Below are 13,370 nucleotides of genomic sequence, written 5' to 3'. Positions count from 1 at the left end.
GCCGACGCCAGGAGGTTTGATGACCGATGAACTTCTGGCCCTGAAGAATCTGGGCAAGACCTCCGCTCAATGGCTTCATGCTGTCGGTATCCACAATGCTACCGATCTTCGCCGGGCAGGTGCCGTACAGGCGTACTGCGCGGTGAGGCATCGCGGCTTTCGCGCTTCGAAGGTGCTTCTCTACGCGATCGAGGGAGCATTGCGGGATGTGCACTGGAGCGAACTGTCATGCGAACGCAAGCAGAGCCTGAACCGTCAGGTCGCGGCCCTGCTGCCTCCGGGCAGGTCTTAGCGACCATTTTGCACGGCCGATGCAAATAAATGCGCAGAGCGCTTGACTCTTAAATGAGAATCGTTATGATTATCACATCCAGTCGCGAGACTGGTGATCTCTGGAAGGCCCTTGGTTCGGACTTTCAGATGTCTCCTCATCAGGCTAATCACGGTTATTGACCCGGCACTTTGCCGGGTCTTTTTTTGCCCGGAGATCCATAGCGCCCTGCCCCACGAGGGTTACAAGATCACCGGCAGAGAACGGTCGATGACGATCTCGTGGGAATCCAGATGCACACCATAGGCCAACACCTCGACACCGGCATCCACCGCCTGGCGCAACGCCAGCGCGTAGCCTGCGTCGATCTCCGACGCCGGTCTTACGGCGTCCACGCCATCGATGTTGACGCAATACAGCTGCACAGCGCGCACGCCGCTGCGGGCCAGCGCGGCCAATTCACGCAGGTGCTTGGCGCCTCGCTGGGTCACGGCATCGGGGAACGCTGCGATGCGGCTGTCGGCGAAGCCCAGGGTTACGCTCTTCACTTCGACCCACGCGCAGCAATCCGGGTAATCCAGACGGAAGTCGATACGGCTGCGCTCCTGGCCATAGGGCACCTCGCGCTTGAGTGCAGAGAATCCGGCCAGCTCCACTATCCGGCCGGCGATCAACGCTTCCTCTACCAGTGCATTGGCCCGCGCAGTATTGATGCAGGCCAATCGGCCCTGCGGCGTTTCACTGATCTCCCAGGTACCCGGTAACTTGCGCTTGGGGTCGCTCGAACGCGTGAACCAGACGCGACCGCCAGGCATCATGCAGTTGAGCATCGAGCCGGTATTGGGGCAGTGGATGGTCAGCCGCTCGCCGTTTTCAAGCTCGATGTCGGCAAGAAACCGCTTGTAGCGCTGGATCAGACGCCCTTGTTCCAGGGCCGGCGAGAAGATCATCTTGCCTGCCAGCTTTGCAGGCCACGAGCGATCCGCGCCACGGCCTGTTCCAGACGTGGAAGGCTCTGGGTGTAGGCGAAGCGGACATGGTGGCCCGCTTTGTGACGACCGAAGTCCAGCCCCGGCGTGAATGCCACATGCTCGGTTTCCAGGAAGTATTGGCAGAATGTGAAGGCATCGTCGCTGAATGCACTGATATCGGCGTACAGGTAGAAAGCGCCTTCAGGCTCGACGGCAATGGCGAAGCCCAAGTCGCGCAGCGCAGGCAACAGATAATCGCGGCGCTGGCCGAATGCTTCGCGGCGCTGTTCGAAGATCTCCAGCGTGGCCGGCTCGAAGCAGGCCAGTGCCGCATGCTGCGCCATGCTCGGGGCGCTGATGTACAGGTTCTGCGCCAGTTTTTCCAGTTCGGGGATAGCCTGAGGGGGTGCAACCAGCCAGCCGAGGCGCCAACCGGTCATCCCGAAATACTTGGAAAAACTATTTAGGACGAAGGCATCGTCATCCACTTCCAGCACACTGGCTGCGGTCGTGCCATAGGTCAAACCGTGATAGATCTCGTCGACCACAAGATGGCCCTGGCGGCCCTTCACGGCCTGGCTCAAGGCACGCAATTCGTCGCGACTCAGTAACGTGCCGGTGGGGTTGGCCGGGGACGCTACCAAGGCGCCGACGCTGTGCTCGTCCCAATGCTGCGCCACCAGCTGGGCGTTGAGTTGATAACGCTGCTCAGGACCCACCGGGACCAGTTGGGCAGCACCTTCGACCAGGCGCAGGAAATGCCGATTGCACGGGTAGCCGGGGTCAGCCAGAAGCCAGTGCTTGCCGGGATCGACCAGCAGGCTGGCCGCCAGCAACAAGGCGCCCGAGCCGCCCGGGGTTATCATGATGCGCTGGGGATCGATGTCCAGGCCGTAGCGCTGTCGATAGAACCCGGCGATGGCTTCGCGCAGCGCCGGCAGCCCCCGTGCAGCGGTATAGCGGGTATGCCCGGCGGCCAATGCGGCCTGTCCGGCAGCAACGATGGGGGCGGCCGTGGTGAAGTCCGGCTCGCCAATTTCCAGGTGGATCACATCGTGCCCCTGGCTCTGCAGTTCATTGGCCCGGGCCAGTAGCGCCATCACGTGAAACGGTTCGATGGCGCGACTGCGTGCGCTGTAGAGCGGAGCCATGGGTATTCCTTGTGGCAGCGAAAAAAGCGGATTCTACCGAACCTTCGCATCGAACGTTTCACTGAACGCGCGATCGAAAGCCACCACATCGTGCCTGCGACGCAGGCGTTCCAGGCACGACAACCGGGAGTAGCGCGTGCTGGTTCGATCTGGTAAGTTCGCCGGCTTGCAGTCGCAGGGCCGGCGGGTGCCGGAGAAGGATCATCCTGCGCAATGGATTAGTAGAGCGAGAGGCGGTTGATTCATGCCCACCAATGAAAAGCAACAAAACACTGGCAACTTGTCCGGTTTCGCTCCCTACGTTCCGACGAAGGGCGAGGAGTACATGGGCAAGCCGATGCGTGCTCACTTCACCAAGATCCTGAACAAGTGGAAACAGGACTTGATGCAGGAAGTGGATCGCACCGTCGACCACATGAAGGACGAAGCCGCCAACTTTCCTGACCCGGCCGATCGGGCCAGTCAGGAAGAGGAATTCAGCCTCGAATTGCGCGCTCGCGATCGCGAACGCAAGTTGATCAAGAAGATCGACAAGACGCTGCAGTTGATCGAAGACGAAGAGTACGGCTGGTGCGAATCCTGCGGCATCGAGATCGGCATTCGCCGCCTTGAGGCACGTCCGACCGCCGATCTGTGCATCGACTGCAAGACCTTGGCGGAAATCAAGGAAAAACAGGTCGGCAAATGACCTGTCGACAAAGGGGCGCCACGGCGCCCCTTTGTATCTGTATTGCCCGTAGAATCCTGCGCCCATGACAACCCCTCCTTATATAGGTCGCTTCGCCCCGACTCCGAGCGGCTACCTGCATTTCGGCTCCCTGGTGGCCGCCCTGGCGTCCTGGCTGGACGCCCGCGCTGCGGGTGGTCGCTGGCTGGTGCGCATGGAGGACCTCGATCCGCCGCGGGAAGTCGCCGGTGCCCAGGCAGCCATCCTCCAGACGCTGGACAGCTACGGGTTGCACTGGGATGGCGAGGTGGTCTATCAGAGCCTGCGTCATGCCGCCTACCAGCAGGTAATCGACCGCTTGCTCACGCAGGGGCTTGCCTATGCCTGTACCTGCTCGCGCAAACAGCTGGAACCCTATCAAGGCATCTATCCCGGCACCTGTCGCAATGCCGGGCACACGACCGAGGATGCAGCCATCCGCGTGCGCGTTCCGGAACTGCTGTATCGCTTCGAGGACCGAGTGCAGGGTGCGTATTCGCAGCATTTGGGCCGCGAGTCGGGGGACTTCGTCATCCGTCGTCGCGACGGTCTGTATGCCTATCAACTGGCGGTGGTGCTGGACGATGCCTGGCAGGGGGTGACGGATATCGTTCGCGGTGCCGACCTACTGGATTCGACACCGCGCCATCTGTATCTGCAGGAGTTGCTGGGATTGCCGCAACCGCGGTACCTGCATGTCCCTCTGATCATCCAGCCCGATGGCAACAAGCTGGGCAAAAGTTACCGATCTCCTCCCCTGGATCCGGATCAGGCAGCTCCCCTGCTGGTGCGTGCCCTGCGCGCGCTGGGCCAGGCACCTGAGGCCGATCTGGCCGACGGCAGCGTTCAGGATGTGCTGGGCTGGGGCGTGGCGCATTGGAACAGTGATGCGATTCCCCGTGTGCGCACGGTGGCAGAGGCGCAGCTGGGCGAGTGATCGGCAGCCGGGTCATACCCGCCCCTTCGCAGCGACACGCCGATCCGCTACCATCGCCGCACCGTTTTTGCACACGACCCTACCCCGAGGCCAGCATGTACATCTATCGATTGGTCCTGCTTCTGGTGGTGGGGATCTACCTGTTCTCCCCCGCCATCATGGACTGGTGGATCGAGCCCACCGGTGCGTGGTATCGACCCTACCTGCTATGGCTGATTCTGATCGTGGTGACCTTTATCCTGCAGAGCCAGCGTGATGCCGATGAGCTTTAGCCTTACCCAGATGTTGCTGGTCAGCGCGGCCTACCTGCTGGTGCTGTTCGCGGTAGCCTGGGTCAGCGAACGCGGCATGATCGCGCGGGCGATCATTCGCCATCCGTTGACCTACACCCTGTCACTGGGCGTCTACGCCAGCGCCTGGGCATTCTATGGCACGGTTGGCCTGGCCTATCAGTATGGCTATGGTTTTCTGGCCTGCTACCTGGGAGTGTCCGGCGCGTTTCTGCTGGCGCCGGTGCTGCTGTATCCGATACTCAAGGTCACGCGCACCTATCAGCTGTCATCGCTGGCCGACCTGTTCGCCTTTCGCTTCCGCAGCACCTGGGCCGGCGCGCTGACTACCGTGTTCATGCTGGTCGGCGTACTGCCGTTGCTGGCGCTGCAGATTCAAGCGGTTGCCGATTCCATTGGCATCATGACCGGCGAGCTGGTGCAGAATCGAGTGGCGTTGAGCTTCTGCGTGCTCATCACTTTGTTCACGATCTTTTTCGGCTCGCGTCATATCGCGACCCGCGAGAAGCACGAGGGACTGGTGTTCGCCATTGCCTTCGAATCGGTGATCAAGCTGATCGCGGTGGGCGGTATCGGCCTGTACGCCCTGTACGGTGTATTCGACGGGCCGCACGATCTGGAGCAATGGTTACTGCAGAACCAGACCGCGCTGGCTTCGCTGCATGCGCCCCTGCAAGAGGGGCCCTGGCGCACGCTGCTGCTGGTGTTCTTCGCGTCGGCGATCGTCATGCCGCACATGTACCACATGGTCTTTACCGAGAACCTCAACCCCCGTGCGCTGGTCAGCGCCAGTTGGGGGCTGCCGCTGTTCCTGTTGCTGATGAGTCTGGCGGTGCCGCTGATCCTCTGGGCCGGTCTGCGCTTGGGCGTCACCACCAACCCGGAATTCTTCACGCTGGGGGTCGGCATCGCCGCCAACAGTCAGGCGCTGGCGCTGCTGGCGTACGTCGGCGGGCTCTCTGCGTCCTGTGGACTGATCATCGTCACCACCCTGGCGCTGTCGGGCATGATGCTCAACCACCTGGTGCTACCGCTGTACCAGCCGCCGGCCGAGGGCAATATCTACCGCTGGCTGAAGTGGACGCGTCGAGCCTTGATCGTCGCCATCATCATGGCCGGCTATGCCTTCTACCTGCTGCTGGGCGCCAAGCAGGACCTGGCTCACCTGGGCATCGTCGCTTTCGTGGCCACGCTGCAGTTCCTGCCGGGTGTGCTGTCGGTGCTGTACTGGCCCACGGCCAATCGCCGCGGATTCATCGCCGGTCTGTTGGCAGGCATGGCGGTCTGGATGGTTACCATGCTGCTGCCGCTGATCGGCAACCTGCAAGGCTTCTACATTCCGCGCTTGAACATGATCTACGTGCTCGACGACACCAGTTGGCATATGGCAGCCATTGCTTCGCTGGCGGCCAACGTCTTGCTGTTCACGCTGATCTCGCTGTTCACCGCCGCCAGCACTGAAGAAGTCAGCGCCGCCGAAGCCTGTGCGGTGGACAACGTACGCCGCCCGCAGCGCCGCGAGCTGCACGCCGCCTCGCCCCAGGAGTTCGCCACGCAGCTGGCCAAACCGCTGGGCGCCAAGGCTGCCCAGCGGGAGGTGGAACAAGCCCTGCGTGATCTCTACCTGCCCTTCGACGAGCGACGGCCCTACGCCTTGCGCCGTCTGCGTGACCGGATCGAGGCCAACCTGTCCGGCCTCATGGGCCCCAGCGTGGCCCAGGACATGGTCGAGACGTTTTTGCCCTACAAGTCGGGCAGCGAAAACTATGTGACCGAAGACATCCACTTCATCGAAAGCCGCCTGGAAGACTACCACTCGCGCCTGACCGGCCTGGCCGCCGAGCTGGATGCGCTGCGTCGCTACCACCGCCAGACCCTGCAGGAATTGCCCATGGGCGTCTGCTCGCTGGCCAAGGATCAGGAGATCCTGATGTGGAACAAGGCCATGGAGGACCTGACCGGCGTGCCTGCCCAGCACGTGGTCGGCTCGCGCCTGGTAACGATCAGCCAGCCATGGCGCAGCCTGCTGATCGACTTCATCAACGTGCCCGACGAACACTTGCACAAGCAGCGCCTGGCTCTGGATGGGCAGACCCGTTGGCTGAACCTGCACAAGGCCGCCATCGATGAGCCACTGGCACCGGGCAACAGTGGCCTGGTGGTGCTGGTCGAGGATCTGACCGAAACGCAAATGCTCGAAGACAAGCTGGTGCATTCCGAACGCCTGGCCAGCATCGGCAGGCTGGCGGCCGGGGTGGCCCACGAGATCGGCAACCCGATCACCGGCATCGCCTGCCTGGCGCAGAACCTGCGCGAAGAGCGCGAGGAAGACGCCGAGATCACCGAACTGAGCAGCCAGATTCTCGAACAGACCAAACGCGTGTCGCGCATCGTCCAGTCGCTGATGAGCTTCGCCCATGCCGGTGGCCACCAGCACAGCGATGAGCCGGTCAATCTGGCCCAGGTGGCCCAGGATGCCATTGGCCTGCTGGCCCTGAATCGCCGCAACTTCGAGATCCAGTTCTACAACCTGTGCGACCCCGAGCACTGGGCCGTGGGCGATCCACAACGCCTGGCACAGGTGCTGATCAATCTGTTGTCCAATGCGCGGGACGCCTCGGTGGCCGGCGGCGCGGTACGCGTCAAGACCGAGGCCAGCGAACAGACCGTCGACCTCATCGTCGAAGACGAGGGCAGCGGCATTCCCAAAAACATCATGGACCGGTTATTCGAACCGTTCTTCACCACCAAGGATCCGGGCGAAGGGACCGGACTGGGGCTCGCTCTGGTCTATTCCATCGTTGAAGAGCATTATGGACAGATCACCATCGACAGCCCGGCCGATATCCAGAGCCAGCGCGGTACCCGGATTCGGGTGACATTGCCGCGTCATGTCGAAGCGACGTCCGCTGTGAACTGAGACCGTCGAGAGAATAGAATCAATGCCGCATATTTTGATCGTCGAAGACGAAACCATCATTCGATCTGCCCTGCGTCGCCTGCTCGAACGCAACCAGTACCAGGTCAGTGAGGCCGGCTCCGTGCAGGAAGCACAGGAGCGGTTCAGCATTCCATCGTTCGACCTGATCATCAGCGACCTGCGCCTGCCCGGTGCGCCAGGCACCGAGCTGATCAAGCTGGGCGAAGGCACTCCGGTACTCATCATGACCAGCTACGCCAGCCTGCGCTCGGCGGTCGACTCGATGAAGATGGGCGCGGTGGACTACATCGCCAAGCCCTTCGATCACGATGAAATGCTTCAGGCTGCCGCACGCATCCTGCGCGATCGGCAAAGCGCACCGGCGGAGGCCGTCGAACGACCGGCAAGCAAGCCAGGCGCCGACAAACCAGCCGCGCAGAACGCCAATGGCGATATTGGCATCATCGGCTCCTGCCCGCCCATGCAGGATCTCTACAGCAAGATCCGCAAGGTGGCGCCGACCGATTCGAACGTGTTGATCCAGGGCGAGTCCGGCACCGGCAAGGAACTGGTCGCTCGGGCCCTGCATAACCTGTCCAAACGTGCGAAGGCACCGATGATCTCGGTCAACTGTGCCGCGATCCCGGAAACCTTGATCGAGTCCGAACTGTTCGGCCATGAGAAAGGTGCCTTCACCGGCGCCAGCGCCGGGCGTGCCGGACTGGTCGAAGCCGCCGATGGCGGAACGCTGTTTCTCGACGAGATCGGCGAGCTGCCCCTGGAGGCTCAGGCACGCCTGCTCAGGGTCCTGCAGGAAGGCGAGATTCGCCGCGTGGGCTCGGTACAGTCGCAGAAAGTCGACGTTCGTCTGATTGCCGCGACTCACCGCGACCTGAAAAGCCTGGCCAAGCTGGGCCAGTTCCGTGAGGACCTCTACTACCGCCTGCACGTGATCGCGCTGAAGCTGCCGCCATTGCGCGAGCGTGGTGCCGATGTCGGCGAGATCGCCAAGGCGTTCCTGATTCGCCAGAGCGCCCGGATCGGACGTACCGACCTGCGTTTCGCCGCCGATGCCGAGCAGGCGATTCGGCAGTATTCCTGGCCGGGCAACGTGCGCGAACTGGAAAACGCCGTCGAGCGCTCGGTGATCCTTAGCGAGAGCACCGAGATATCGGCCGAGCTGCTGGGCATCGACATCGAACTCGCCGATCTGCAGGACACCGATGACTTCGTTGGCCTGCCTTCCCAACCGAACGGGGCGAACAACACCGCTCACGACCCCACCGAAGATCTTTCTCTGGAAGATTATTTCCAGCACTTCGTGCTGGAGCATCAAGACCACATGACCGAGACCGAGTTGGCGCGCAAATTGGGCGTCAGCCGCAAGTGTCTGTGGGAGCGTCGACAGCGCCTGGGCATCCCGCGGCGCAAGTCGAGTGTGGCCAGTGAAAGCTGATACGTTTCAGCTCTAGCCCGCGGGTTTCGCGGCTTGACGGGTAGCCGTGACAAACTGTTACCCTAGGCCTGCGACGTAACAAAACACGGTTCCATCGGTAACGAATCCCGGGTCGATTCTGACCCTCGACCACCGGCCTTTTACCCGCAAAGCCCCGTTCTACAGGGACTCGCAAAAGTTGGCATGGGACCTGCTATATCTCTGGTACAAGAACAACAACAAGCAAGCAAACCCATAACAAGAACAAGACGAATCGACTCACGCATAACAAGAACAACACGGCGGAGGCGCAGCTAACTGATTCTTTTGGAGAGGCGTTGTTTTTGGGGAAACCCGCAGCCAGGCAGAGAACTACAACAACTGCTTTGAAGCAGAAGCCAGAACTGGTTGGATCACCGCGATCATCACAGCACAGCGACCAAAGCAATCCGTTTGCTCTTGCTCCCGAATAGGGAGCCACCCCCGAACCCAGGTTCGGTGGACAGGGCACTCAACAAAAACAAGAAGCCCGACAAAAAATAAAAACAGAGCACGCAACTACTTCTTGGGGAGCTTCGGCTCCCCTTGTAGTTTCCGGCTTTTGTCCTGCCGCTTGCGCCGACCGGCGCTGCCTCCTACACCATCCCTCGACTAAATGCTAGAATCCCCGCCCATCATGCGGTCGTTCTTCGTATATGGCCGAAAATCCCTTCAAACAGTGCATCCCATGCTGAAGAAGCTGTTCAAGTCTTTGAATACTCCCGCGCGTCACCCGCAGCACCGGCGCACCACGCCCGAAGTGCTCAATGCTGGTCAACACTCGCTGCAACGCAGCCAGTTCAGCCGCCACGCCGTGGGCATCGTCGAGCGCCTGCAGAGCGCGGGTTATCAGGCCTATCTGGTAGGCGGTTGCGTACGTGACCTCATGCTGGGCATCGTGCCCAAGGATTTCGACGTCGCCACCAGCGCCACGCCCGAGCAGGTCCGTGCCGAGTTCCGCAACGCACGCGTGATTGGCCGGCGCTTCAAGCTCGTACACATCCATTTCGGCCGCGAGATCATCGAAGTCGCAACCTTCCGTGCCAATCATCCGGAAGAGGATGACGAGCAGGATGTCCATCGCTCCTCCAGCAGCGAAAGCGGGCGCATCCTGCGCGACAACGTCTACGGCACCCTGGAAGACGACGCCCAGCGCCGCGACCTGACCATCAATGCCTTGTACTACGATCCGGTCAGCGAACGGATCCTGGACTACGCCAATGGCGTGCACGATGTGCGCAACCGCCTGATTCGCCTGATCGGCGATCCGACCCAGCGCTATCAGGAGGATCCGGTGCGGATGCTGCGCGCCGTGCGCTTCGCCGCCAAGCTGGACTTCGGCATCGAGAAGCACACCGCTGCGCCGATTCGCGAACTGGCGCCGATGCTGCGCGAGATACCGTCGGCGCGTCTGTTCGAGGAAGTGCTCAAGCTGTTCCTGTCCGGCTACGCGGCCGATACCTTCGAGATGCTGGTCGATCTGCAACTGTTCGACTCGCTGTTCCCGGCCACCACTCAGGCTCTGGAAGACACGCCGACCTACACGCACACGCTGATCAGCGAGGCGCTGCGCAACACCGACCTGCGCATCAAGCAAGGCAAGCCGGTCACCCCGGCTTTCCTGTTCGCCGCCCTGCTCTGGCCGGCGCTGCCGGCGCGTGTACTGCGCCTGCAAAGCCGCGGCATGCCACCGATTCCGGCAATGCAGGAAGCAGCGCACGAGCTGATTGCCGAACAGTGCCAACGCGTCGCCATTCCCAAACGTTTCACCATTCCAATCCGCGAGATCTGGGACATGCAGGAACGTCTGCCGCGACGCAGTGGCAAGCGCGCCGACCTGTTGCTCGACAATCCACGTTTCCGCGCCGGCTACGACTTCCTGTTGCTGCGCGAAAAGGCCGGCGAAGAAACCGATGGCCTGGGCGAATGGTGGACCGATTATCAGGACTGCAACGACAGTGAACGCCGCGACATGATCGCCGACCTGGGTGGCAAGGACGAGTCTGGCGCACCACGCAAGCGTCGTCGTACCGGCGCCAAACGCAGCAAGCGTGGCGAGGCCGACGAATAAGCATGGCGCGGGTACACATCGGGCTGGGCAGCAATCTGGACAGCCCGCAACGGCAACTGCGTGATGCCCTGCAGGCCATGGCTGGGCTGCCGGATACCCGACTGGTCGAAACTTCATCGTTCTATACCAGCGACTCACTGCTGCCCGGCCAGCCTCGCTACACCAATGCCGTGGCGGCGCTGGACACCGAGCTGGCCCCACTGGCATTGCTCGACGCACTGCAGGCGATCGAGAGCGATCAAGGCCGTGAGCGTGGCGAGCGCTGGGGGCCGCGTACTCTGGACCTGGACATCATCACCTATGCCGATCGGGTGATCGACGAGCCTCGCCTCAAGGTGCCGCACTACCATCTGCACGCACGCGCGTTCGTGCTGTATCCGTTGGCCGAGCTGGTGGACGAGGCATTCGTATTGGCCGATGGCCGCAGCCTGCGCGCGCTTCTGGCTGCCTGCCCGTTCGTGGGGCTGGAGAAGCTGTAGCGTCGGTGAGGTCTCTTCGCGGGCAGATGGCTCGCCGCCCGCCCCGCTCCCACAAAGAACGTGTTGGATTGGGTTACAGGCACAAAGAAGTGGCTTCCACATGGACTTGGGGATTGGGCTCCGGGCACAAATAAGTGACTTCCGCGCGGACCTGTGGGAGTGGGCTCTGCCCGCGAAGAGGCCCTAAACCCAATTGACTTCCCCGGTCGTGCTCACGACTATAGGCGGCCCGTTGCACCCTGAGGTGCCAAACGGCGCGAAACCAACGTTTATGCGTGGGTTTCCAAACATCACGACAGATGATGTTGTGTCGACACAGCGCCAGTCCGAGGATTTTTTTCATGCCCGAAATCACCCTGACCACCCTGCAGAGCCTCAAGCTCAAGGGTGAAAAGATCACCATGCTGACCTGCTACGACGCAACATTCGCCCACGCCGCCTGTGCGGCGGGTGTCGAAGTGTTGCTCGTGGGCGATTCGCTGGGCATGGTTTTGCAGGGGCATGACAGCACATTGCCCGTGACCGTTGCCGACGTGGCCTACCATGTGGGCAGCGTTAAACGTGGCAACCAAGGCGCGTTCATCGTGGCCGACCTGCCTTTCATGGCCTATGCCACCAGCGAGCAAACGCTGGCCAACAGCGCTTTGCTGATGCAGGCCGGGGCACACATGGTCAAGCTCGAAGGGGCTGCCTGGCTCGCCGAGCCGGTCCGCCTGCTCGCCGAGCGGGGTGTTCCCGCGTGTGTCCACCTGGGCCTGACCCCACAATCGGTCAACCTGCTCGGCGGCTACAAGGTGCAGGGACGCCAGGATATCCAGGCACGCCAGATGCGTGCCGATGCCATCGCCCTGGAACAGGCCGGCGCGGCCATGCTGCTGCTCGAGTGCGTGCCCGTCGAACTGGCAGCCGACATTGCCCAGGCGGTGAAGATCCCGGTCATCGGCATCGGCGCCGGCAGCGCCGTGGATGGCCAGGTTTTGGTACTGCACGACATGCTCGGGCTGTCGTTGAGCGGCCGCGTGCCACGCTTCGTGAAAAACTTCATGACCGGGCAGAGCGATATTCAAGGCGCCCTGCGCGCCTATGTGAGCGCCGTCAAGGCGGTTGATTTCCCTGCACCTGAACATGGATTCGCCTCATGAACACCGTCAAGACCGTCCGTGAACTGCGCGCCGCCGTGGCCCGCGCTCGTGGCGAAGGCAAGCGTATCGGCCTGGTGCCGACCATGGGCAACCTGCACAGCGGCCATGCGGCGCTGGTCGCCAAGGCCACCCAGCGTGTCGATTTCGTAGTGGCCAGTATCTTCGTCAACCCGTTGCAGTTCGGCCCCAGCGAAGATCTGGACAAGTACCCGCGTACCCTGGCTGCCGATCAGGAGCGGCTAGTGCAGGCAGGCTGCAGTCTGCTGTTCGCACCTTCGGCTGCCGAGATGTACCCCGACGGCATGGCCGGGCAGACCCGTGTGAGCGTTCCGCAATTGTCCGAAGGTCTGTGCGGCACCAGCCGTCCTGGCCACTTCGAAGGCGTGGCGACGGTAGTCAGCAAGCTGTTCAACATGGTCCAGCCAGATCTGGCCGTCTTTGGTCAGAAGGACTATCAGCAACTGGCGGTCATTCGGGCGCTGGTGCGCGATCTCAACATGCCGATCCAGATTATCGGTGAGCCGACCGTGCGTGCCGAAGACGGCCTGGCGCTGTCGTCGCGCAATGGTTATCTGAGCGAAGAACAACGCGCCCAGGCACCGTTGCTGTACCAGGTGCTCAGCCAGGTAGCGGCACAGATCAGCCAGGGCCGTCGCGACTATCCGCTGCTGCTGGACCAGGCCAGGCAAGTCATTGCCCAAGCGGGCTTCGTGCCCGAGTACCTGGAAGTACGCCACGCACTGACCCTGCGGCCGGCCACTGCCGATGACCGCGATCTGGTCATTCTGGTCGCGGCGAACCTGGGTACCACGCGATTGATCGACAACCTGCACCTGGACCTCGATCACGATCCTCAGCACGGCTGAACCGCGACCGCTCGAAAGTCGTTCACGCACCGGCCACTAGGCGCAGACAGAATGCGCGCGGCGGTTTAAGGTGGTGCAGCGTCCGAACCGTG

General features: G+C 62.1%; 12 protein-coding genes. 10 read left to right on the top strand and 2 right to left on the bottom strand.

All coding sequences use genetic code 11. The features are described from left to right. Positions 1-19 precede the first annotated feature (19 nt). Complete coding sequence (locus BLV18_RS03000) at positions 20-292, top strand: TfoX/Sxy family protein (RefSeq protein ID WP_090356251.1); 273 nt, start codon at positions 20-22, stop codon at positions 290-292. A gap of 221 nt (positions 293-513) precedes the next feature. Here the strand turns inward: BLV18_RS03000 and sfsA are convergent, their stop codons facing one another. Both sfsA and BLV18_RS02990 read right to left on the bottom strand, forming a co-directional pair. Further along, positions 514-1,221, bottom strand: coding sequence for a DNA/RNA nuclease SfsA (gene sfsA, locus BLV18_RS02995; protein ID WP_090356249.1), 708 nt, complete (start codon positions 1,219-1,221; stop codon positions 514-516). Next, a complete protein-coding gene (locus BLV18_RS02990) occupies positions 1,218-2,393 on the bottom strand; it encodes a pyridoxal phosphate-dependent aminotransferase (protein ID WP_090356247.1) in 1,176 nt (391 codons plus the stop codon). Before BLV18_RS02990 ends, sfsA begins: the two co-directional genes overlap by 4 nt. A 244-nt stretch (positions 2,394-2,637) precedes the next feature. On the opposite strand from BLV18_RS02990, the gene dksA reads away from it, so the two are divergent. The 9 genes from dksA (at position 2,638) to panC (ending at position 13,278) form a co-directional block, all read left to right on the top strand. Then, positions 2,638-3,081: an RNA polymerase-binding protein DksA gene (gene dksA / locus BLV18_RS02985; RefSeq protein ID WP_049858684.1), complete on the top strand. Its 444-nt coding sequence runs from the start codon at positions 2,638-2,640 to the stop codon at positions 3,079-3,081. Positions 3,082-3,145: 64 nt separating this feature from the next. Then, a complete protein-coding gene (gluQRS, locus tag BLV18_RS02980) occupies positions 3,146-4,036 on the top strand; it encodes a tRNA glutamyl-Q(34) synthetase GluQRS (RefSeq protein ID WP_090356244.1) in 891 nt (296 codons plus the stop codon). 95 nt (positions 4,037-4,131) lie between these two features. Next, positions 4,132-4,308 carry a hypothetical protein gene (locus BLV18_RS02975; protein WP_003250005.1) on the top strand — a complete coding sequence of 59 codons (177 nt, stop codon included), beginning with the start codon at positions 4,132-4,134 and terminating at the stop codon, positions 4,306-4,308. After that, positions 4,292-7,246, top strand: a complete 2,955-nt coding sequence (locus BLV18_RS02970) for a sensor histidine kinase (protein WP_162240103.1) — start codon at positions 4,292-4,294, stop codon at positions 7,244-7,246. Before BLV18_RS02975 ends, BLV18_RS02970 begins: the two co-directional genes overlap by 17 nt. Positions 7,247-7,268: 22 nt before the next feature. Continuing rightward, on the top strand, positions 7,269-8,702 hold the full coding sequence (locus BLV18_RS02965) for a sigma-54-dependent transcriptional regulator (protein ID WP_090356241.1): 1,434 nt from the start codon (positions 7,269-7,271) through the stop codon (positions 8,700-8,702). A gap of 706 nt (positions 8,703-9,408) precedes the next feature. Continuing rightward, positions 9,409-10,791 carry a polynucleotide adenylyltransferase PcnB gene (locus BLV18_RS02960; RefSeq protein WP_049858681.1) on the top strand — a complete coding sequence of 461 codons (1,383 nt, stop codon included), beginning with the start codon at positions 9,409-9,411 and terminating at the stop codon, positions 10,789-10,791. 2 nt (positions 10,792-10,793) lie between these two features. Beyond that, positions 10,794-11,270 (top strand): 2-amino-4-hydroxy-6-hydroxymethyldihydropteridine diphosphokinase, encoded by a 477-nt coding sequence (gene folK, locus BLV18_RS02955; RefSeq protein WP_090356236.1) that lies wholly within the window; start codon positions 10,794-10,796, stop codon positions 11,268-11,270. 341 nt (positions 11,271-11,611) lie between these two features. Beyond that, the gene (gene panB, locus BLV18_RS02950) at positions 11,612-12,412 is read left to right on the top strand and encodes a 3-methyl-2-oxobutanoate hydroxymethyltransferase (RefSeq protein ID WP_090356233.1); all 801 of its coding nucleotides are present in this window, start codon (positions 11,612-11,614) and stop codon (positions 12,410-12,412) included. Beyond that, entirely contained in the window at positions 12,409-13,278 is an 870-nt protein-coding gene (panC, locus tag BLV18_RS02945) for a pantoate--beta-alanine ligase (protein WP_056845247.1), read from the top strand. The genes panB and panC overlap by 4 nt, the downstream gene beginning before the upstream one ends. Positions 13,279-13,370: the final 92 nt, after the last annotated feature.

The organism is Pseudomonas coleopterorum (assembly GCF_900105555.1).
In the GTDB taxonomy this organism is placed as follows: domain Bacteria; phylum Pseudomonadota; class Gammaproteobacteria; order Pseudomonadales; family Pseudomonadaceae; genus Aquipseudomonas; species Aquipseudomonas coleopterorum.
Note: the sequence above shows the minus strand (reverse complement) of the source record. Positions and strands in the feature narration are given on the sequence as shown.

Bases quoted from the DNA above. Each gene is read 5' to 3' on its own strand.
- BLV18_RS03000 (WP_090356251.1), top strand. From the start codon at position 20: ATGACCGATGAACTTCTGGCCCTGAAGAATCTGGGCAAGACCTCCGCT.
- sfsA (WP_090356249.1), bottom strand. From the start codon at position 1,221: ATGATCTTCTCGCCGGCCCTGGAACAAGGGCGTCTGATCCAGCGCTAC.
- BLV18_RS02990 (WP_090356247.1), bottom strand. From the start codon at position 2,393: ATGGCTCCGCTCTACAGCGCACGCAGTCGCGCCATCGAACCGTTTCAC.
- dksA (WP_049858684.1), top strand. From the start codon at position 2,638: ATGCCCACCAATGAAAAGCAACAAAACACTGGCAACTTGTCCGGTTTC.
- gluQRS (WP_090356244.1), top strand. From the start codon at position 3,146: ATGACAACCCCTCCTTATATAGGTCGCTTCGCCCCGACTCCGAGCGGC.
- BLV18_RS02975 (WP_003250005.1), top strand. From the start codon at position 4,132: ATGTACATCTATCGATTGGTCCTGCTTCTGGTGGTGGGGATCTACCTG.
- BLV18_RS02970 (WP_162240103.1), top strand. From the start codon at position 4,292: ATGCCGATGAGCTTTAGCCTTACCCAGATGTTGCTGGTCAGCGCGGCC.
- BLV18_RS02965 (WP_090356241.1), top strand. From the start codon at position 7,269: ATGCCGCATATTTTGATCGTCGAAGACGAAACCATCATTCGATCTGCC.
- BLV18_RS02960 (WP_049858681.1), top strand. From the start codon at position 9,409: ATGCTGAAGAAGCTGTTCAAGTCTTTGAATACTCCCGCGCGTCACCCG.
- folK (WP_090356236.1), top strand. From the start codon at position 10,794: ATGGCGCGGGTACACATCGGGCTGGGCAGCAATCTGGACAGCCCGCAA.
- panB (WP_090356233.1), top strand. From the start codon at position 11,612: ATGCCCGAAATCACCCTGACCACCCTGCAGAGCCTCAAGCTCAAGGGT.
- panC (WP_056845247.1), top strand. From the start codon at position 12,409: ATGAACACCGTCAAGACCGTCCGTGAACTGCGCGCCGCCGTGGCCCGC.